At 72.7% G+C, this 20,436-nt stretch carries 16 protein-coding genes and 1 pseudogene; 5 read left to right on the forward strand and 12 right to left on the reverse strand.

The window, feature by feature from the left end; translation table 11 throughout:
- Window positions 1-117 precede the first annotated feature (117 nt).
- Both OG444_RS06710 and OG444_RS06715 read left to right on the forward strand, forming a co-directional pair.
- A complete protein-coding gene (locus OG444_RS06710) occupies window positions 118-702 on the forward strand; it encodes a sigma-70 family RNA polymerase sigma factor (RefSeq protein WP_327261259.1) in 585 nt (194 codons plus the stop codon).
- Window positions 699-1,454: an anti-sigma factor gene (locus OG444_RS06715; RefSeq protein WP_327261260.1), complete on the forward strand. Its 756-nt coding sequence runs from the start codon at window positions 699-701 to the stop codon at window positions 1,452-1,454. The genes OG444_RS06710 and OG444_RS06715 overlap by 4 nt, the downstream gene beginning before the upstream one ends.
- An 82-nt stretch (window positions 1,455-1,536) precedes the next feature.
- On the opposite strand, the gene OG444_RS06720 is transcribed toward OG444_RS06715, so the two are convergent.
- On the reverse strand, window positions 1,537-2,529 hold the full coding sequence (locus tag OG444_RS06720; RefSeq protein ID WP_327261261.1) for a GlxA family transcriptional regulator: 993 nt from the start codon (window positions 2,527-2,529) through the stop codon (window positions 1,537-1,539).
- Between the two features lie 162 nt (window positions 2,530-2,691).
- Between OG444_RS06720 and OG444_RS06725 the strand changes: the two genes are divergently transcribed.
- Entirely contained in the window at window positions 2,692-3,282 is a 591-nt protein-coding gene (locus tag OG444_RS06725; protein ID WP_327261262.1) for an isochorismatase family protein, read from the forward strand.
- Between the two features lie 16 nt (window positions 3,283-3,298).
- Here OG444_RS06725 and OG444_RS06730 read toward each other — a convergent pair.
- Both OG444_RS06730 and OG444_RS06735 read right to left on the reverse strand, forming a co-directional pair.
- Window positions 3,299-3,513, reverse strand: a pseudogene (locus OG444_RS06730) (aminoglycoside phosphotransferase); the annotation flags it as partial.
- 29 nt (window positions 3,514-3,542) lie between these two features.
- Entirely contained in the window at window positions 3,543-9,395 is a 5,853-nt protein-coding gene (locus tag OG444_RS06735) for a TIR domain-containing protein (RefSeq protein ID WP_327261263.1), read from the reverse strand.
- A gap of 156 nt (window positions 9,396-9,551) precedes the next feature.
- On the opposite strand from OG444_RS06735, the gene OG444_RS06740 reads away from it, so the two are divergent.
- On the forward strand, window positions 9,552-10,742 hold the full coding sequence (locus OG444_RS06740; protein ID WP_327261264.1) for an SLC13 family permease: 1,191 nt from the start codon (window positions 9,552-9,554) through the stop codon (window positions 10,740-10,742).
- Here OG444_RS06740 and OG444_RS06745 read toward each other — a convergent pair.
- The 8 genes from OG444_RS06745 to OG444_RS06780 form a co-directional block, all read right to left on the reverse strand.
- Window positions 10,739-11,572, reverse strand: coding sequence for an inositol monophosphatase family protein (locus OG444_RS06745; RefSeq protein WP_327261265.1), 834 nt, complete (start codon window positions 11,570-11,572; stop codon window positions 10,739-10,741). The two genes, OG444_RS06740 and OG444_RS06745, sit on opposite strands and share 4 nt — an antisense overlap.
- Entirely contained in the window at window positions 11,553-12,176 is a 624-nt protein-coding gene (locus tag OG444_RS06750; RefSeq protein WP_327261266.1) for a hypothetical protein, read from the reverse strand. The genes OG444_RS06745 and OG444_RS06750 overlap by 20 nt, the downstream gene beginning before the upstream one ends.
- Before the next feature lie 18 nt (window positions 12,177-12,194).
- Window positions 12,195-13,139, reverse strand: coding sequence for a hypothetical protein (locus tag OG444_RS06755; protein WP_327261267.1), 945 nt, complete (start codon window positions 13,137-13,139; stop codon window positions 12,195-12,197).
- A 94-nt stretch (window positions 13,140-13,233) separates the two neighbouring features.
- Entirely contained in the window at window positions 13,234-13,971 is a 738-nt protein-coding gene (locus OG444_RS06760; RefSeq protein WP_327261268.1) for a tyrosine-protein phosphatase, read from the reverse strand.
- 142 nt (window positions 13,972-14,113) lie between these two features.
- Window positions 14,114-15,088 (reverse strand): LLM class flavin-dependent oxidoreductase, encoded by a 975-nt coding sequence (locus OG444_RS06765; protein ID WP_327261269.1) that lies wholly within the window; start codon window positions 15,086-15,088, stop codon window positions 14,114-14,116.
- A 13-nt stretch (window positions 15,089-15,101) separates the two neighbouring features.
- Window positions 15,102-15,626 carry a hypothetical protein gene (locus tag OG444_RS06770; protein ID WP_327261270.1) on the reverse strand — a complete coding sequence of 175 codons (525 nt, stop codon included), beginning with the start codon at window positions 15,624-15,626 and terminating at the stop codon, window positions 15,102-15,104.
- A 1-nt stretch (window position 15,627) separates the two neighbouring features.
- The gene (locus OG444_RS06775; protein WP_327261271.1) at window positions 15,628-16,467 is read right to left on the reverse strand and encodes an alpha/beta hydrolase; all 840 of its coding nucleotides are present in this window, start codon (window positions 16,465-16,467) and stop codon (window positions 15,628-15,630) included.
- A gap of 112 nt (window positions 16,468-16,579) precedes the next feature.
- The gene (locus tag OG444_RS06780) at window positions 16,580-17,989 is read right to left on the reverse strand and encodes an MFS transporter (protein WP_327261272.1); all 1,410 of its coding nucleotides are present in this window, start codon (window positions 17,987-17,989) and stop codon (window positions 16,580-16,582) included.
- A gap of 169 nt (window positions 17,990-18,158) precedes the next feature.
- On the opposite strand from OG444_RS06780, the gene OG444_RS06785 reads away from it, so the two are divergent.
- Window positions 18,159-19,079 (forward strand): helix-turn-helix transcriptional regulator, encoded by a 921-nt coding sequence (locus tag OG444_RS06785; RefSeq protein WP_327261273.1) that lies wholly within the window; start codon window positions 18,159-18,161, stop codon window positions 19,077-19,079.
- A gap of 28 nt (window positions 19,080-19,107) precedes the next feature.
- Here the strand turns inward: OG444_RS06785 and OG444_RS06790 are convergent, their stop codons facing one another.
- Window positions 19,108-20,331: an acyltransferase family protein gene (locus tag OG444_RS06790; protein ID WP_327261274.1), complete on the reverse strand. Its 1,224-nt coding sequence runs from the start codon at window positions 20,329-20,331 to the stop codon at window positions 19,108-19,110.
- Between the last annotated feature and the right edge of the window lie 105 nt (window positions 20,332-20,436).

A 20,436-nucleotide genomic window follows, 5' to 3' on the forward strand; every position in this document is an offset into this window, starting at 1 on the left:
CACAGGCTGGCGAAAGACTTCCGGTGACCGCCGAAAAAAATGTCCGTCGAGACCGATCCGGCCCGCCCGCGGCTCCGAATGAGCTGTGCAACCGAGTACTCCTGGAGGACCTCCCCGGTGAGAGAGAACGTGCGCATAGGCCGACACCCCTCGGCCGCTCCCGACCTGCCGGAGCTGATGGGCCGGGTGGCCCGCGGTGATCAGCAGGCCTTCACGGTCGTGTTCGAGGCCGTGTCCGGCCCCGTCCTCGGCCTGGTCCGCACCGTGCTGCGGGACCCGGCCCAGTCGGAGGAGGTCGCCCAGGAGGTACTGGTCGAGCTCTGGCGGACCGCCGCCCGCTACCAGCCCGCGCGGGGCTCCGTGATGAACTGGGTGCTGACCCTGGCCCACCGGCGGGCCGTCGACCGGGTGCGTTCCGCGCAGGCGTCGACCAACCGTGAGAAGCGGGCGGCGCTGCTGGACCACACCACGGCCTACGACGAGGTGGTGGAGCAGGTGGAGAGCCGGCTGGAGCGCGAGCAGGTGCGGCGCTGTCTGCACGGACTCAGCGAACTGCAGCGGCAGTCGGTCACTCTGGCGTACTACCGCGGCCTGACCCACCGGGAGGTCGCGGAGTTGCTGGCCCTTCCGTTGGGTACCGTGAAGACACGGCTGCGCGACGGGCTCATCCGGCTCCGTGACTGCCTGGGGGTGGCCGGGTGAACACCTCGGATCTGCACACGTTGACCGGCGCCTACGTGCTCGACGCCCTGGAACCGGGCGAGCGGGCCGCCGTCGAGCGGCACCTCACCGACTGTTCCCCCTGCGCGCAGGAGGTCCGGGAGTTCTCCGAGACCGTCACGCGCCTCGGGCTCGCCGTCGCCGCGCCCCCGAGCGCCGCGCTGCGCGACGAGGTGATGCGCCGGATCGCGACGGTCCGCCAGGAACCGCCCGCGACGGTGAGGTCCGGCCGCGGCGGCCACGTACGGCCCCGCTGGCGGCCGGCTACGAACTGGGCGCTCGCGGCCTGCCTCGCGGGTGCCGTCGCGCTCGGCGGCGTCGCGGTGTCGCAGTACGAACGGGCCGAGGAGGCCCGACAGCAGGCGCTGCAGGCGCGCAGCGTGAACGACGCGGTGGGGGCGATCCTCTCGGCCGCCGACGCCCGGGTGGCCACCGCTCCCCTGCGGGGCGGCGCCGTCGGCACGGTGGTCGTCTCCGACTCCCGCAACCAGGCGGTCTTCGCGGCCTCCGGCTTGCCGGCGCCGCCCGCCGGCAAGGTGTACCAGCTCTGGTACGCCGACGGCGGGAAGATGCGTTCGGCGGGCCTGATGGACACCGGCAGCCCGGCGGCGGCCACCCTGCTCGCCGGCCCGGTCAACGGGGCGACGGGGATGGGCGTCACCGTCGAGCCGGCCGGCGGCTCGCCGCAGCCGACCTCCCAGCCGGTGGCCCTGCTGGGCTTCCCCGCGGCCTGAGCGAGCCGGGGCCGTCCGGGCCGTCTCCCGGACGGCCCCGGGCCGGCCCCGTACGGCCCCCGGGGCCCCGTACGGCTGCCGTTCAGGCGGAGGGCGACCGGAAGCGGCTGCGGTACTCCGTCGGTGTCGTGTCGAGCTTGCGCCGGAAGGCGCGCACGAGGGTGTCGGTGGTGTTGAACCCGCAGACCGTCGCGACGCGTTCGAGGGTGTCGTCCGTCGACTCCAGCCGGTTGCGCGCCACTTCGACGCGGGCCGACTCGATGTAGGCGGCCGGCGTCGTCCCCAGCTCCGTCCTGAAGATCCTGGCGAGCTGCCGTTCGCCGACGTGTGCCTGCTCGGCGAGGTCGGCGACGCTCAGCTCCCCGGCGATGTTCCGCGTGATGTAGTGACGGAGGTCCTCGATGCGCCGTGTGGTCGACAGGGGTTCGAGCGGAACGCTGAACTGGCTCTGCCCGCCGGGCCGCTTCAGGTACATCACCAGCTGCCGGGCGACGCGCAGCGCGACGGTCTCGCCGAAGTCCTCGGCGACGAGGGCGAGCGAGAGGTCGAGGCAGGCGCTGATCCCGGCGCCGGTCCACACCGCCTCGTCCCGGATGAAGATCGGATCCGCGTCGACCTCGACGGACGGGTGTTCGTCCGCGAGTTGCTGCGCGGTCGACCAGTGGGTCGTGGCCCGCCTGCCGTCCAGCAGCCCGGCGTCCGCGAGGATGTGCGCGCCCACGCAGACGGACGCGACGCGCCGGCTCGTGGCGGCGAGGGTCCGGACCCGGTCGACCACCGTGGGGTCGGCGAGGGCGCGGATGCGGCCCCGGTCGTCGACCTCGACCGATCCGGGCACCAGCAGGGTGTCGATGCTCCGGCCCGCCACCTCCCCGAGGGTGAGATCGGGCAGGATCCGGACCCCGGCGGAGGTGGTGACCGGGTCCAGGGTCTCGGCGGCGAGGGCCACGCGGTAGCCCGTCGCGTCGCCCACCTCGCGCCGCAGCAGGGCGAAGACCTCGGGCGGGCCGGTCACGTCGAGCAGGTCGACACCGTCGAAGAGGACGACGACGACGAACCGTTCCACGGTGCTCACGGGGTCTCCGTTCGGTGCGAGGAAGCCTGTCGGGCCCCACGGTATGTCGGTTTCTGCAGGTTGGATGACATTGCCGACATCAGGGGTGGCTCCTAGCGTGGGGACACAGCCGCCGCACTGCGGCTGGAACCTCTCGAAGCGACACCCCAGGAGGGCATTTCCATGTCCAGGACGACCCTGCGCGATCTGAGCGGCCTCGACCCGAGCCCGGCGTCACCGGCCGCGGCGACGCTGATCCTGATCGACTACCAGAACACCTACACCCGGGGCGTGATGGAGCTGACGGGGTGGGAGGCCGCCGTCGACGCGGGCGCCGCCTTGCTGGCCCGGGCCCGTGAGACCGGGGCGAAGGTGATCCATGTGATCAACGACGGCGGCGAGGGAGGCCCGTACGACATCCGGGCCGAGATCGGCCGGATCCACCCCCGGGTGGCTCCGGCGGAAGGCGAGGCCGTGGTCGTCAAGGCGGTCCCCAACGCCTTCGTGGACACCGACCTGGGCGACCACGTCGACGCCGCCGGCCACAAGGACGTCATACTCGCCGGGTTCATGACCCACATGTGCGTGACCTTCACCGCGGAGGGGGCCTTCCTGCAGGGCAACCGGCCCACGGTGGTCGCGGACGCGTGTGCGACCCGGCCGCTGCGGACGGCGGTGGCCGAGGTGTCCGCCGAACAGCTCCACCACGCCGCGCTCGCGACGATCGCCGATCTCTACGGGGTCGTCGTCCCGTCCGTCTCCTCCCTCGGCTGAGGCGACCGCCGGTCCGTCAGCCCGCCGTCGCCACGAGGCGTCGCAGTGCGTCCTGGGCGGGTGGGCCCAGGTGGGCTTGCCGCCCGGGCGGCCGCGGACGCCCGCCTCGCCGACGAGGACGCCGCCGAGGGCTCGCTGCGCCGCCCAGCCGCGGGCGCGGGGCAGGGTCGCGGCGTCCACGGCCGGCCGGCGGGCGGCGCGGAAGCGGTCGACGACCCCGTCCGGGAGCAGGTCCAGGGGGCGGCCCGGCCGTCGGGGCGTCAGAGCTCCTCGCCGAGCGGCAGCCGGTGGATGCCCGGCAGGTACGCGTCGAGCTCCCCCGGGGTGAACCGGGACATGCCCACGACGTGCCAGAACTCGCCGGCCACATCACCCTCGTACTTGTATCCGCCGGACGGTGTCAGCGCCGCCCAGCCGCCCTCCATGCCCATCAGCGTCGCCCGCAGGGACGCCGGCTCCGGGTCCCCGTCCGCCGGGAGGTTCCAGAGCCGTACGGTGCCGTCCTCGGCGCCGCTCGCCAGGGTCGTGCCGTCCGGGGAGAAGGCGAGCGAGAGCACCCGGCCGGTGTGCCCGACGAGGTCGCCGACGTGCTCGCCCGTCTCGGCGTTCCACAGGCAGACGGACCGGTCGTCGCCCCCGGTGGCCACCAGCGGGCGGCTCGGATGGGCGGCCACCGCCCACAGCCGGCCGCCCCGCCCGCGCAGGCGTGGACCGGCCTGCCCGTCCCGCCAGACGATGGCCGTACCGTCCCAGCTCGCGCTGGCGAGCCAGGCCCCGCCCGGGCCGTAGGCGACGCCGTACACCCGGTCGGCATGCCCGCCGAGCTGCTGCAGGAGAGCGCCGTTCCGGGCGTCCCACACCCGTACGAAACTGTCGTCGCAGCCGGTGGCCAGGACATCGGCGTCCGAGCGGAAGGTGATCGAGCGGACCCGGCCCCGGTGCCCGGTCAGCGCGGAGACGGGGGAACCCGTGGGCCGGAACCAGACGCGGACGGAATCGTCGTCGTTGGCGGTGGCGAGCAGGGTGCCGTCGGCGTTGAAGGCCTCCGCCCAGACGTGCTCGGTCTCGGCGTCGAGTTCCCGCAGATAGGTGCCGCCCACCGGGTCCCACAGGTACATGTCGCCGTCGTTGCTGGCCGTGGCGAGCACGGCTCCGGCCGGACTGAACGCCGCCGAGACCAGCCGGTCGCCGCGGCCGGTGAGTTCGTGCGTACGCCGTCCCGTGCCCGCCTCCCAGAGCCGTACGACCCCGTCGTTGCCGGCCGCCGCGAGCTGCGTGCCGTCCGCGCTGAAGGCGACACCGCTGATCCGGCGGCCGTGGCCGCGCAGGATGCGCTTGCCCTGGCCGGTGGCGGCGTCCCAGATCTGGGCCCCGCCGTCGTTGCCGACGGTGAGCAGCTGGCTGTCGCCGGGCCGGAAGGCGCAGGCCCAGGCGGTGCCGCGGTGCTCGGTCGGCTGCTGGGGGTGGAGGGCGATCGTGTGTCCGTGGGGGCGCCCGGTGACCGTCCACAGCCGGACGGCGCCATTGCTGTCGCAGGCCGCGAGGAGTTTCCCATCGTCGCCGAACAGCACCTGGTAGACGGCTCCGGTGCCCCGTTCGAGTATTCCGGCGGGGGTGCCCACCACCGGGTCCCACAGGCGCACCTGGCCGTCGGTGTCACCGCTTGCGAGGAGGGTCCCGTCGGGGTGGAAGTCGAGGACGTACACCCGGCCGGTGTGTCCGGTGAACTCGTGCAGCAGCCGCGCGTCGGCGGTGCGCCGGATCCGCACCGTGCCGCCCTGTCCGGCCCCGCCCCGGTCGGCGGTGGCGAAGAGGGTCCCGTCGGGGCTGAACCGGGCGCGGTAGACGGCTCCTTGATGGCCCTCGATCTCCCGGACGCAGTGCCCGGTGTTCAGGTCCCAGAGCCGTACCGTCGCGTTCGCGTCCCCGGTGAGCAGCAGGCCGTCCGGGCCGTAGACCGCCGTGTAGACGGGAGCGGTGTGGCCCGGCATCCGGTGCACGGGCTCGCCGGTGGCCACGTCCCAGACCGTGACCAGGCCCTCGCGGTCTCCGGTGGCGAGCAGGGTGCCGTCGGCGTCGAAGGAGACCGGCCACACTCCGTCGGGGTGGACCCGCAGGTGGTGGCGGCACGCTCCGGTGACCGGGTCCCAGAGCCGCACCGCGCCGTCGGAGCCGCCGGTGGCGATGACGTCCGCCCGGAACTTCACCGCGTACACGCGTCCTTCGTGTCCCTGGAGGGTGCGCACCGCCCGGCCGTCGTCGGCGCCGCAGACCAGGATGGAGCCGTCCTCGCTGCCGACCGCGAGGAGTTCGCCGTCGGCGCTGTACGCGATGGGTTCGGGCAGGCGGCTGGTGCGCATGCCGAAGCCGTACGGGACGCCGACGGCCGAGGGCCGGAACCCGGCGTCGACCGGCATCCCGGGGGCGATCGCGGCGGTCCCGAGCTCGGGGGCGGACCGGGTCCCGTCATCCATCGTCACGTCGATGAGCGCGGCCCGGTGCCAGCGGCTTCCGGTCAGCAGGGCGCCCCGCAGGTCGGCACGGGTGAGCCGGGCCCGGCTGAGGTTCGCGCCGGTGAGGTCGGCGCGGCTGAGGTCGGTCCCGTCGAGGCGGGCGCCGGTGAGCCGGGTGCGCCGCAGCAGGGCGCCGGAGAGGTTCGCGCCGATCAGGCGGGCGTCGGTCAGATCGGCGTCGGTGAGGTCGACGCCGGAGAAGTCGCGGTGCGAGAGGTCCTCACCGGCCAGCCGGGCGCCCCGCAGATCGGCGTTGGCGGGGACGCGGAGCCGGTCGGAGATCCGCACGGCGTTGGCCCGGGCGGCCTCGCTGACGGCGCGGCCCGGTGCGTCGAGGACGTCGCGCACCCACCGGGCGCACTGTTCGTGGTCGGCGAGGTCGCAGAAGAACTCGACGGCGAGCTGGCTGAGCGGGCGCGCGAGGAGCAGGGTGTGCGCGCCGAGGGCGAGCTGGCGGGCGGCCTCCCTCGCCACGAGCCATTCGATGACGGATCCGTGGATGAACTGGAACACCCCGTCGTCGCTGCGGACCAGCAGACTGCCCGCGCCGACCGCCTGGGCGCGCTCGGAGGGGGTGAGCGGGGACTCGGTGAGTTCGCTGAGGGTGCCGGCCACGGTCTCGGTGAGCTCGTCGAGCCGCAGGGCGCTGCGTCCGCTCTCCCACAGCCGCCAGGCCAGCGCGGTGACCGCCGCCCACAGCTCGTCGGCGGTGAGGCCGGGCGGCGCGCCGGGGCCGCCCTGGCCGCGCCGTTCCTCGTGGCCGAGCCAGGAGGTGAACACGTCCTCGTACAGCCGGGCGGGGCTGAGCGCCCGGCCCGCTCCGGCGACCGCGCGCAGCTGGTCCTGGCTGAGGTCGGCGACGAAGGAGAGCAGCCGGGGGTTGCGGCAGAGCATCAGGAGGTCGGGGATGTTCCGCAGGAGCTGGTAGCGCCGGTCGGCGGCGCCCTCGTCGCCGTAGCTGCGGACCAGGTAGGAGCGGATCTGCGCCGGGGTGAAGCCCTCGACGGCCAGGATCCGGCGCTGCGGGAGCAGGCCGACGCGCTCGCCGAGCGCGGTGAGGACCTGGGCGTGCGACTTGAAGTGCTGGGTGCGGCTGCTGACGACGATCTTGGCGTGGTCGACGGCCGCGTCGAGGAGGACCTGCAGGTGGTCGGCGGCCCGGTCGTAGCTGACCCGGTTGACCAGTTCGTCGAAGCCGTCGAAGAGCAGGACGACGCGGCCCTGCGCGAGCATGTACCGCAGGGCCCGCAGGTCGATGGTGTCGACGTCGTGGCCGGCCAGGTGCGCGGCGACGAGGCCTTCGAGGCTGTGCGCCCGGTCCAGGGAGTTCAGCGGGATCAGCAGCGGGGTCAGGTGCGGGAGCTGTTCGGGGATCCGCCGGGCGAGCTCGCGCAGGGCGAAGGTCTTGCCGTGTCCGAAGTCGCCGAGGAGCAGGACGAACCGGCCGTGATCGGATTCCAGGAGCTCCAGCAGCTCCTCGACGAGTCCGTCACGTTCCTGGCCGGTACCGTCCCTGCCGTCGGGGCGGTCGGCGTCACGGTAGCGCTGGGGGAGGTAGAGGCCGGGGGCGTACTGTTCGCTGTCGCTGAGCCGGGCGCTCTGCGCGGCGACGTAGCCCCGGAGGTCGAGCAGGCCCTGGAACTCGATGAAGCTGCGCACGCTGACCCGGACGCCGTGGCCGGCGGCCCGGCGGCGCAGCCCGCCGGCGGGGGCGTCGCCCGCGTACACCAGGACGGCCTCGGAGCCGGTGTCGGTCGCGTGCACCTGGGCGATGAAGCGGTCGACCTCCTCCTCGGTGGGGCGCCCGGGGTGGACGGCGATGCGCTGCTGCCGCACGATGCCGTCCTCCTGCTCCTGCCAGGTGGCCATGATCTGCGCCATGTCGCCCGGTTCGCGGCGCGGTACGTCGCGCAGCCGTACGCCCTCCCTGCGCACCCGGCAGATCTCCTTGACCCGTTCGGCGAGCGAGGCGGCCGGATCGTCCAGCGGAGCCCGCCCGGTGGTCCGCGGGGCGTCGATGACGGCGGGCAGTTCCGGTACGGGGAAGACCCGCCGGGTCTGCCGCCACGCGGCGGGGATGGTCTCGGACGCGGAGGTGATCCGGTCGTCCCAGCGGGTCACGCCCTCGGCGCCGACCTGGAGCAGCTGGAACCTGGCGGGGGCCGCGGAGCCGAACAGCGGCAGTTCCCCGGCGGGGCCGGCGAGCCGGCTGCGGCTGGGGTCCCCGGTGGCGGTGCGCGGGCCACCGGTCGGCCCGTGCAGCAGGAGGTGCAGCCTCGGGGCCGCCAGCCGGGCGAGGGTGTCGGCGTCCCGCAGCCCGCCGGGGCCGCCGACCGCGTCGCCGGGGCGGCGGCCGTCGGTGAGCGGGTGGCGGAGGGCGCCGATGCGCAGCCAGCCCTCCTCCTCGTACCGGCGCATGGCTTCGGCGAACCAGGCGGCCTGGTCGCGGCCGATGAAGCCGTACTGCTCCTCGGGGCGGTGGCTGTAGGCCATGGAGGAGTTGAATCCGGCGACGACCGTGCTCAGTTCGGGCACGGGGAAGAGGGTCCAGGGCTGGTCGCTGTCGAAGACGGTGTCCAGGCCCTGGTACAGGCCGCGGAACAGCCGGGTGTAATGGCGCCACTTGGGCCAGTACGGGGGCTGCGGTGCGACTTCGTCGGCCTCGCAGGTGTGGAAGTACGCCTGGGAGGCGGCCTGGTTCACGTCCTGGGCGCCGGGCACCACCATCACCCGCTGGGGGGACAGGTCGAGCTGGGAGCGCAGGGCGGTGAGGAAGCTGAGGGCCTGGTCGCATTCGCGCGGGCTGCCGGAGGCGGTGAGGTCCCCGGTCACCACCAGCAGATCGGGGGCGGGCGCGCCGGCGTCCCTGAGCATGATGAGGTCGCCGCGGATCTGGCGGCTGAGCGAGTCGGGCTCGCGGCCGCGGCCGAAGTCGGGCCCGGCCAGGTGCAGGACGGTCACGGCGTCCTGGGCGGCGCCGGCGCCGGTCGCGGCGGCCTGCGGATAGAGCGGCGCCCTGGCCGGCCGCCTGCGGCCCGACCAGGGCGGGCCGGCGAGCGCGCTCGGCTGCGGCCGGCCCGGATTCGGCTGCTCCCGGTGGCGGACGGCGGCGCCCGATCCGCTCCCGGGGAAGCCGGGACGGCGTCCCGGGCGGGCGTGGCCGTCGACGGCCTGCCCGACCCGGTTCAGCAACAGGGAGCGGGCCGCGTCGATGTCGGCCACGCCGACGAGGTCGACGTAGGTGATCGTGGCGAGGAGGCCCTCGATCGGCATCTCGTCCACCCGGACGGTCAGCAGCCTCCGTTCGGGCGACTCGGGCGAGGCCCGGAGCGCGGCCTGCCATTCCATGCGACCGTAGGTGGATCGCTCGTAGTGGCGTGACAGGACGGCGATGACCGCCAGGGACTCGCTGACCCCCCGGTCCATGAAGTCTATGAAGTTGGTTCCCGGTACGAAGTCCCAGGCCTGCACCACCGTGCGGTAGCCGGCCTCCTCGAGGGTCCAGGCGATCCAGACGGCCCACTGTTCGTCTGCCGGGGAGTAGCTGATGAAGAAGTCGAACTCTCTTGCGGGAGCGCCGAATTGCCCGTCCGTCATCATGATTCCATCGTAGGGCGGTGCCCTCGCCTGCGGGCCCGTCCCGGCAAGGACGAGGTGGCCTCCCCCGGGACGCCCCCCGGGACGCCCGGGCGGGCGTGTCCGGTTCCGTCCGCCCCGTCTGATGCCGGGGCGTGTGTATGTGCGAACCTGTTCGCCGTGTCTTTCCTCAGGCGTCTGCATCCACTGGACTGGCTCGCCGGCGGCCTGCTCGCACTCGGTGCACTGTGCGTCGCCACGGGACTGCTGCCCACCGGGCACGCCTCGGACGTGATGGAGCGCGTCGGTCCGCTGCTGGTGTTCCTGGCGACCGTCATCGTCCTCGCCGAGCTGACCGGCAAGGCCGAGGTCTTCGACGTCGTCGCCACCTGGGTGGCACGGGCGGGCCGCGGGCGGTATCCCCTGCTCTTCTGCCTCTGCGTGCTGTTCGCGTCCGTCACTACCATCACCCTCAACCTGGACACGACGGCGGTTCTGCTGACCCCGGTGATGCTCGCGCTGGCGACCCGGGTCGGCATCGCGCCCGTACCGCTGGCGATGACCACGGTCTGGCTGGCGAACACGGCGAGCCTGCTGCTTCCCGTGTCGAACCTGACGAACCTGCTGGCCGCGGACCGGATCGCGCTGACCCCGTCGGAGATGGCCGCCACCATGTGGGCGCCGCAGCTGGCGGCGATCGCGGTCACGATGGTCTGCCTCTGGGTCTTCTACTGGCGCCCGGGCCGCCGCGGCGAGCCCCGCTACACGCCTCCGCCCCTGCCGCGGCCCGTGGACCGGGTCCTGTTCCGGGTGTGCGCGGTGGCGTGCGCCGGGTTCCTGCTGGCGATCCTGCTGGCCGACGTACCGCTGTGGTCGGCGTCGATGGCGGCCGCGCTGATCGTGGTGGTGGCCTTCTGGGTGCGCAGCCGGGAGACGCTGCGCCTCTCCCTGGTCCCGTGGCGGCTCCTGGTCCTCGTGCCGGGCATGTTCCTGGTCGTGGAGACGGTCAACGCGCACGGACTGCACGACATCCTCGCCGCCGCCATGGGGTCCGACAACGACCTGGTGGGCATGCTGAGGTCGGCGGCGGTCGGTGCGGGCTTCTCCAACGTGCTGAACAACCTCCCGGCGTACCTGGCCGGCGAGGCGGCCATCCCGGTGGCCAACCACGAGCAGCTGCTCGCACAGCTCATCGGCGTCAACGTGGGCCCGCTCATCACGCCGTGGGCCTCGCTGGCCACCCTGCTGTGGTTCGAACGGTGCCGCTGGCACGGCACCCGGATCGACCTGGGCCGCTTCTTCGGTACGGGGTTCGTGCTGGCGGTGGCGGGCACCCTGGCCGCGACGCTGGCGCTGGCGGCGACCTCCTAGGCCGTGTCTCGGGTGACGGCGCCCACGTCGGCAAGCAGGTACGCGAGGGTCTCGCCGCGCGCCGCGACGAAGCTGCGCCCGGTGTCGGCCCCCGCGAAGCCGGGGCTGAACGCCGCCCCGGACAGGGTGCGCAGTTCCACCCCGGCCTCGGCCGCGAGCAGCGCCCCGGTCGGCAGGTCCACGCCCTCGGCGCGGTAGCCGACGAACGCGTCGATGGTGCCGCGCGCCAGCAGGCTCCAGCCGAGCAGCGGCGCCCACAGCTGCAGGACCCGCCGGCAGCGCAGCTCCAGCACTGCGCGCAGGGCCACGGCGCTCGCGTCGCCCCGTTCCACGGCGTATCCCTGCGTCCAGGCGACGACGGGCCCGGGGCTCGGCAGCGTGCGGCCGGGGCCGGGCAGAGCGCCGGACGGCCCGTGGGCCCCGTATCCCCTGACCGCGTGCCAGGTCTCCCCCGTGACCGGTTCGTGCACCACCCCCATCACCGGGGTGCCTCCCAGGCACAACCCGATTCCCACCGCGTAGGTGGGCAGCCCGATCACGACGTTGTTGCTGCCGTCCAGCGGGTCGACCAGCCAGGTGCGTTCGCCCGCGGCGTCGAGCAGCCCGGCCTCCTCGGACAGGATCCGGTCGTGCGGGAAGTGGTGCTGCAAGCGGCGCAGGACGAGCTTCTCGGCGGCGAGGTCGAGGTCCATCAGGACGTCCCCGGACCCGCCCTTCGTACGCACGCACCGCGCCGTGCCGAAACGGCTGCGCAGCAGGCGGCCCGCCTCCTGCGCGGCGGCGACGGCGATCTGCCTCTCGTGGTCGAAATCAGGCCCGCTGCTGGGCATCGATCCTCCTGAGGACGGTATGGACGCTGCGCACGGTCTGCGCGGTGTCGCACAGCCGGCGGGTCGTGCGGCGCGGCCCGCCGTCGAGCGGGCCGAGGGAGAGGTCGAGCCGGCCGGGGACCGACATGCCGTGCACCAGGGTGGCCGCGGGCTCCGCGCCCTCCAGGGCGGTGGCGTGGAACTCGCCCGCCGCCAGGGTGTAGGTCTCCCCGCCGGAGCTGACGAGGGCGGGGCCCGGTTCGCTCCGCACCAGGACGGAGGTCGGCCGGATATCGTCCACGCCGTCGCTCCCGCTATGCACCTCGAAGACCCGGTGGGTCGCGCCGTCCTCCCCGTCCCGTACCACGCCGGTCCGTACCGGCAGGTTGGCCACCCGCCCGAACAGCACACGGCTGCGCAGTTCCCAGCTGTGGGCGTGCATCGGTGACGCGTCCGGTTCGGCGTGGTCGTCGGTGTCGAAGAGGTGTACGCAGATTCCGTGCGGGCCCTCTCTCAGCAGGGGCAGGCACAGAAATCCGAGCGGATGGCGGACGGCACGCAACTCCCGGGTCCCGGAGGCGATTTCCTCCAGGGCGACAAGAGTCCTTTCGAGCTCGTGGTCCATGGCACGCGCCGGAGCGCATCACCTCCTGTAGGGGTCCTCCGCATGCAGTGCCTTCTCGATGATCTTGCCGATGTCGCTGTCGGTGAAGACGCGCGGCAGGGGCAGCCGCAGGCCGTCGAAGAGCGCCCGCACCTCGTCGACGGTGGGCTCCTGGCCGAGCGGCGAGGCGACGCGCAGGTCGAGCACGGTCGCCTGCTCGCGGCTCTGGTGCAGCTCGGTCACGTAGTAGTCGTAGAGCGGCTGGCCGCGCTCCACCAGCAGGTTCACCCGGGACTGGTCGTCCTGGGTGATGATCAGGCAGGTCTCGGACAGATCGAAGCGCAGGGTCGGCACGGCGGCGGACAGGTGCACGCTGATCTCGAGCGTCGTCAGCTGCCGCTGGTACCAGCAGGCGGCGAGGACGGTCGCGTACGACTCCCGGCGGACCCGGTCGGTGGTCCACGGTTCGTCGCCGCGGCGCTGCACTCCGAACATCTGCCGGAAGCGGGCGTATGCGGCGCAGGCGCGTTCGTCGGCCGGATTGACGATGTCGATCTTCACATTGAGCTGGGAACGGTGTTCCTTCGCGGCGCTCACGCACTGGGGCAGCGTGACCGCCCGCAGGTAGGTGCCCGTACCGCCCTTGAAGTACCAGAGGTTGGTCTGCTGGCGGGCCTTGCGCAGGGCCTCGCCGACCTCGTTGCCCGAGAGCGAACGCACCATCGCGAGGTCTTCCAGGGCTTGGCGCGTCCCGCTCATCGCCTCCTGGATGCTGGCGGGGCGGCGTACGCGCTCCACTAGCGACCCGGTCGCGAGGAGGCCGAGGACGACGAGGGTGGCACCGGAGGAGACGTCGTCACTGATGACGTCGCCGAAGATGTCCAGGAGTCCGACCGCCATCGCGATGCCCAGGGCGACCACGACGTCGGCGTTCCGCAGCACCCAGGCAACGAAGCGTTCCAGCCGCCCCATGTGTGCCGCCATGAACGCACCCCCTCCCCCACCCGTGTTCCGATGGTAGGAGATGCGCCGGTGGCCCCACCAGGGCGACTTCACGTCGCGCGGGCGCCGCCGCCGGTCAGCGGCTGTCGGCGGTCAGCAGGCGGGAGCGCAACCGCTCCACGGTCCGCTGCGACAGCCCGGCCCGCTCCCCGAGGTAGCCCTCCACCGATCCGTACCGGGCCTCCAGGTCCCCGAACACCAGCTCCATGACGACGGCGGGGGCGCGGCCGTAGCTCGGCCACTTCATGACCCGGCCCGGGTTGGCGGCCCGCCAGTCCGCGGCGAGGCGCTCGGTGGCCAGCTCGGTCAGCGCGAAGTCGGCGAGGACGTCGGCCCGTTCCACCCCGAGGAGGGTGAGGACGAACGCGCCGATCAGCCCGGTCCGGTCCTTGCCCGAGGTGCAGTGGAAGACGACGGGGCCGGGCGCCTGCGCCACCTCCTCGATCACCTGCCGGATCTCGGCGGCTCCGTCCTCGGTGACCTCGGCGAACCGGTCGGCGAGGTAGCGCCAGGGGTCGAGCTCCGGGTCGATCTCGGCCTGGTCGTAGGGCCGGTGCTCGATGCTCAGGTTCACGTACCGGAACCGCTCGGCCTCGGGCACCTGCCCCTTGGCCTCGATCTCCCAGGGATAGCGCAGGTCGATCACGGTGCCGATGCCCAGCCCCAGGAACCGCTCCCAGTCGTCGCCCGCCAGCTTGCCGAGCGAGTCGGCCCGGTAGACCGTCCGCCACCGCACGGTCCGGCCGTCGGCCGACCGATACCCGCCCAGGTCCCGGAAGTTGTGCAGTCGCTCGAACCCGACATGCCTGCCCATGGTCTCCCCCTCGTCCCGACGATCCACCGACGATCATGCAGCACGCCGATCGCCGGACTCCACCCCGAACGGCCGGAGTCCGCCCGCCCGGACGCCCGCCCGGACGCCCGCCGGGTCTCCGCGCACCGTGGACCGACGGTGCTCAGGCGCGCGACGCTGCCACGGGGGCCGCGGCCTCCGGGAGGGACGCCGGGAGGGCGAAGGTCTCGGCGAGGAGTTCGTACGAGCGCCGGCGGTCGGACGGATCGCAGGTCAGGGTGTTGACGATCAGCTCGTCCACGCCGTGGCTCCCGGCGAGGGCCGTCAGGGTCGCGGACACCTGCTCCGGCGCCCCGGAGACCAGGGCCGCGCGGTGCACCTTGGCCCGTTCCAGCTCCGCGCCCGTCCAGCGGTGGCGGCGCGTGGTCTCGTACGACGGCAGCGGGCCGTCCTGGCCGAGGTCCTTGCGGGCGCGCCACAGCAGCAAGCTCTGGGCCAGTTCCTCCGCGCGGCCGGCGCTGTCCGCCGTCACCACGCGGACCGCGAGCGCGCCGCCCGGCCTCACGCCGGTGGAGGTACGGAACCGGGCGCGGTAGTCCTCGATCGCCTCCCGGCCGCCGACCGGGGAGAAGAAGTGCCCGAAGGCGAACCGTGTCCCCAGCAGTCCGGCCAGTCGCGCCGATTCGCGTCCCGCGCCCAGCAGCCACATCTGCGGCGGGACCGGCGCGTGCGGGACGACCCCGCCCTCGCCCAGCAGTGCGCGCAGGTCCGCCAGCCGCTGCGGGAAGTCGCGGGCGGGGCCGCCGGCCCGGCCGATCCCGAGGTCGACGCGTCCCGGGTGGAGGGAGGCCAGTACGCCGAACACCTCGGCCACCTTCGCCGGGTCGTAGCGCGGCAGCAGCACACCGCCGGTGCCGATCCGCATCCGCGAGGTGCGGGCGAGCAGTGTGCCCGCGAGGATCTCCGGCGCGCTGCTCGCGAAGCCCGGCGAGTCGTGGTGTTCGGCGACCCAGTAGCGGGTGTAGCCGAGTTCGTCGGCGCTGCGGGCCAGGTCCACGGACGCGCGCAGCGCCTGGTCCGGGGTGTGGTCCTCGCCGACGGGGGTCTGGTCCAGTACGGACAGTCGCAGCTTCGTCATGACGGGCCGCCTTTCAGTGCTGGTGGGCGGGGAGACCAGTGGCGCCCGCCATCGTCGCGGGCACGATCCTGAAGTCCCGTTCGAAGACGAGGTTGTGGAGGTCGGCGGCGGCGATCGCGTGCAGGGTGGGCAGTTCGGCGGCGGCCTGCGCGTCGTCGAAGACGTTCAGCGGCCATTCTGAGACCGTCGCTCCGCGCAGGTGCGGGTGGTGGAAGGAGGCTCCGTAGTGCGCGTACAGCGTGACGGGCGGGATGTCGGCGGCCGACTGCTCGTCCCACCACAGGGTCCAGGCGTGGAAGAGGCTGCCGTCGTCGGCGCGTTGCACACCGCTGGCGTCGATCACGCCCTGCCCGAGGAGCAGTTCGTCGTTGAGCTCGCCGAGCGCCCGGCGGGCGTACGGGTCCAGCAGGCGCGCGGCGGTACGGAAGTGCTCCTCCTTGTCGGGCCGGGTGACGGCACCGCCGTGGATGCCGTCGCGCAGATCGGCGAAGTGGCGCAGCAGGGCGTCGAGGTTGGGGACGCCGGAGGTGGTGGTCATGTCAGCTCCAGTTCGGTGAGTGAGGGAGGAAGGGGTGCAGGGCCCGTCCCAGCCAGCCGCGCAGCGACGCGGCCGGGTGGTGCCCGCCGGGGCCGCGGCCGGGTTGCAGGAACGCCCCGTGTCCCGTCTGCCGGAATTCCCGCAGGGTGACCTCCACCCCGGCGGCCCGCAGGAGCCGCCCGTAGTGGTGCACGTCGTCGCCGACGGGATCGAGGTCGCCGGTGGCGAGGACGGCCGGTGCGAGTCCGCGCAGGTCGGCGGCCTCGAAGGGGGTGCTGTGCAGGCGTGTGCCGTCCGCGGCCACCGGGCGGCCCGGCTGCCGGTAGTCCTGCCAGGCCGCCATCAGGTAGGAGGCCGTGGGGAAGAGGTCGGGGAAGCGGTGGTACGAGGCCGCCGCGCACCCGGGGTCGAGCGGCGGGTACGCCAGTACCTGTGCGGCCAGCGGGATCCCGCGGTCGCGGCAGACGAGCGCGGCGGAGGCGGCGAGGGTGCCGCCGGCGCTGTCCCCGCCGACGGCCAGGACGGGCGGGGCACCGCCCGGCCGGTCCTGCTCCCCGGCCCAGGCCAGGGCGGACAGGACGTCCTCGACCATGGCCGGGTGGCGTACGTCGGGAGCCAGGCGGTAGTCCACGCTCACGACGCCGAAGCCGGACGTCTGGGCGAGTTCGGCCGTGGCGCCGTGCCAGTCCTGGGCGGATCCGGCGCGCCAGCTGCCTCCGTGGGCCCACACCAGCCAGCCCTGCGGTGACCCGGTGCCCGGCCGGTAGGCCCGGGCGGGAAGAGGGCCGGACGCGGAGGGGACGGACACCTGCTCCCAGCTGACGACGGTGGGTGCGGCCATCGGGGTTCCTTTCCATCGGTAGCCGGCGCTCGCGCCGGGCCCGGGGCCAACGTTCGCGGCCGGGGCAGGGCTGTCACAAGGCGGAGTTGCCTTAGTGGAGGCACGCACTTCGTCAGTGGGACCGCCTGGTGCGCAGGAAGAGTGCGGTGGTGAGGGTGCCGACGAGGACGATGGCGGTGTTCACGATGACCGCGGTCGTGATCCCGTCATGGATGTCGGTGTTCGCGGCGGCGATGGCCGACATGACCGGCGTGCCCATCGTGATGCCGATCTGCTGGGTCATCGTCGCCAGACCCGTCGCCATACCCTGCTCGTGATCCGGAAGCCCCGTCGTCGCCGTCACCATGAACCCGACGATCACCAGCATGTTCCCCACACCACCCGCAAAGGTGGCGGTCAACAGCAGCCACATGCTCGACGAGGTCTCACCCAGCGCGATCAGACTCAGCGTCGCCACCGCCTGCAGCACACCACCCACGATCAGCGTGGCGCGGGTGCTCGTCGCGGCAATCACCCGCGGCGCGACCGAACCACCGATCACCGTGCCGACACCCAGCACACCGAACGACAGACCCGCCGCCAGCGGAGAGAAGTCCAGCACTTCCTGCAGATACAACGTCATCAGGAAGACCAGACTCGTCTCCGTCAGGAACGCGATCAGACCCGCAATATTGCCCCAGGCCACCGTCTTCTTCTTCAGCACCGACACCGGCACCAAAGGAGCCGCACTCTTCGACTCGACCGCATAGAACACCACCAGCAGCACCACACCCGCCGCCAGCCAGCCCAGCGCACCGCCCGAGCCCCAGCCGTGCTCACCCGCCTGCGTCAGACCGTAAATCAGCGCAAGAAGACCCAGCGTCACGGCCGTCGCACCCGGCAGGTCCAGCTTCGGACGCACCGACGGACGCGACTCCTTGATCACCACCGGAGCGATGAACAACACCGCCAGCGCCACCGGCACGTTGATGAAGAACGCCCACCGCCACGAGAGCAGATCCGTCAGAACACCACCCAGGATCGCCCCCGTCGTGAAACCCGCCGACATCAACGCACCGTTCAAGCCCAGCGCCTTCTGACGCAGCGGACCCTCCGGGAACGAAGTCGTCAGCAGAGACAGACCCGCCGGCGTCACCGCCGCCGTCGCCAGACCCTGGAACACACGGGCAACCAGCAGCATCTCCGGACTCGTCGCCAGACCACCCGCCAGCGACGACAGACCCAGCACCGCCAGACCCACCAGGAACAGCCGACGCCGACCGAACAGGTCCGCCACCCGACCGAACAACAACGTGAAACCAGCAGCACACAGTGCGAACGACGTCGCGATCCACTGCAGATTCGACAACGAGAAACCAAGCCCGTCACCGATCACCGGCAACGCCACATTCAGAATCGAGAAATCAACCGCCAGCATGAACTGCGCCACCAGCAGCACCACAAGAACCAACTTCAGACGCCCGTCCAGACGAACGGGCCCCTCAGTTCCCGTATCGACCCGAGCACCCTCGACAACCGACATCGCCGACCCACATCCTCTCGATCACGCAACGAGCTGTTGCGTCATCGACTCTGGATCGGCCGGAGAGGGTTACCCAGCCCCCTGGTTGTGCTGGCGCCGGGCAAGCTAGCACTCCCAGGGCCACCTTCACGGGCACCGATCGGCGCCCTCCCCCGGCACACTGGAACGTATGGACACACCGACTGCCCTGGGCGAGTTCCTCCGCACTCGTCGCGCCCAGCTCCAGCCCGAGGACGTCGGGCTCCCCACCCACGGCACCCGTCGGCGCGTACCCGGGCTGCGGCGCGAGGAGCTCGCCCTGCTGGCCGGCGTGAGCATCACGTACTACACCCACCTGGAGCAGGGGCAGAGCACGAACGCCTCGGACAGCGTCCTCGACGCTCTGGCCCGCGCCCTGCGCCTGACCCCGGACGAGCACGCGCACCTGATGAACCTGGCCCGGCCGCCGCGCGCCAAGCGGGCCCAGTCGCCGCGTCCCGAGTACGCCCGCAACACCACGCGCCGGCTGATCGCCGCGATGCCGCAGGTCCCGGCCGTCGTCCTGGACGGCCGCAACAACGTGCTCGCCTGGAATCCGCTGGGCCACGCCCTGCTCGCGGGGCACGTCGACATGGCGAGCCCCGACGATCCGGCCGTCCGCCCGAACCTCACGCGGATGCTGTTCCTCGACCCGCACACCCGGGAGCTCTACACGGACTGGAAGAGCGAGGCCCGGGTCGCCCTGGCGGCCCTGCGCCTGGTCGCCGGGCGCAATCCGCAGGACCGTGCGCTCGCGGAGCTGATCGGGTCCCTGATGCTGCAGAGCCCCGACTTCGCCTCCCTGTGGTCGAAGCACCCCGTACGGGACTGCACCGTCGGCACCAAGACGCTGCACCATCCGGTCGTGGGGCCTCTCACCCTCGATTTCGAGAACCTGCACCTCACCGACGGCACCAACCACCGGATGCTGCTCTACAGCGCCCCCGAGTCCTCTCCCTCCGACGCGGCGCTGCGCATGCTGTCGAGCCTGACCGCCGGTCCGGCGGCCGCTCCCGGGCACGGCAGCCCGAAGCCCGCGGCGGCGGATGCCGACGCGGGCGGAGAGCAGTAGGGCGGAGGGCAGCGGACAGGATCGCCGGTCAGTCGCGGGCGGCCGCGGTGACCGGGGTCCGCTCGCCGGCCGGCTCAGGGGCTGCCGGAGCCGGGTCCGGGACCGGCTTTGCACGAGGCCTGGCGCGCCCGAAGCGGCGCATGGCGGGCATCTCGACGAAGCGGAACAGGAGCCAGCCGCCCAGCAGCGAGGCCGCGAAGAATCCGGCGATCACCAGCAGGGCGACCGGGACGCTGTAGGTGTTCTCACCCAGCAGCGAGCGGAGGTAGAAGATCGTGACGCCCTGGACGAGGTAGAAGCCGAAGGACACCTCGCCGAGCCAGACCATGGGCCGGCTGCGCAGGAAGGTGGCGCGGCCGTCCACGTCGGCCTGGGCGGTGGCTCCGATGAGTGCGGCGACCGGGACGATCGTCGCGACGACGAATCCGTATTGGAACGGGGCGATCATGGCCGCGGCGTAGCCCAGGACGGTCAGGACGAGGGCGGCGCCGAAGCCGACGCGCCGCGGCCAGAGGCCGGCCAGGACGACGCGGGCGAGCAGGATGCCGAGGGCGAACTCGAACACGCGGCCCAGCGGCAGCAGGTAGCCGAACCAGAACTGCATGTCGGAGACGGGCGTGATGGCCGACTTCGGGGTGTCGGGGACGACGTAGGTCGAGATCAGCTGGACGGCGACCATGCCGACGACCATCAGGGCGCTCCACACCCACAGGGCGGAGCCCCGGATCCTGCGGATCGCAACGATGAGCAGCGGGAAGAGCACGTAGAAGAGCAGCTCGCTGCCGAGGGACCAGCTCGGCGGGTTCACGCTGAGGTTGACGCTCGCCTGCGGGAACCAGGTGTGGACGAGGAGCAGGTTCGGCAGCCAGTCGGCGACGCTGGTGACGGCGGCGCCGGCGAAGAGGATCATCGCGGCGGCGAAGACGACGACGTGGTTCGGGAAGATCTTCAGGAGTCTTCGGCGCAGGAAGGCTGTGACGCGCTCACCCGGCCGTGAGGCCCATGCGAGGACGAAGCCGGAGAGCACGAAGAAGAACGAGACGCCGAGGTAGCCGGCCTTGCTGAAGGCCGTGGAGAACCCGTCGGCGATCGAGGCGTCGGCAAAGGGGTTGATCGGGGCGTTCGGCGGTATCGGGGAGTCGGTCAGGGACGAGTGGAAGAAGAAGACCAGGAGCGCGGCGAAGAACCGCAGGCCGGTGAGGGAGGGCAGCTTCGCCCGCTTCGCTGCTTCGGAGGGCGTCGTGGAGGCCACAGGAGATCGCTCTTTCGGGAGTGGGGTTCGTCGGGGGGGCAGCCGCCGGGACCGGGCTCCGCCGTGCGGTGCGCGGTCCCGGCGGCACGAAGGGGCGTACGGGAC

Source organism: Streptomyces sp. NBC_01232 (assembly GCF_035989885.1).
Classification (GTDB): Bacteria; Actinomycetota; Actinomycetes; order Streptomycetales; family Streptomycetaceae; genus Streptomyces.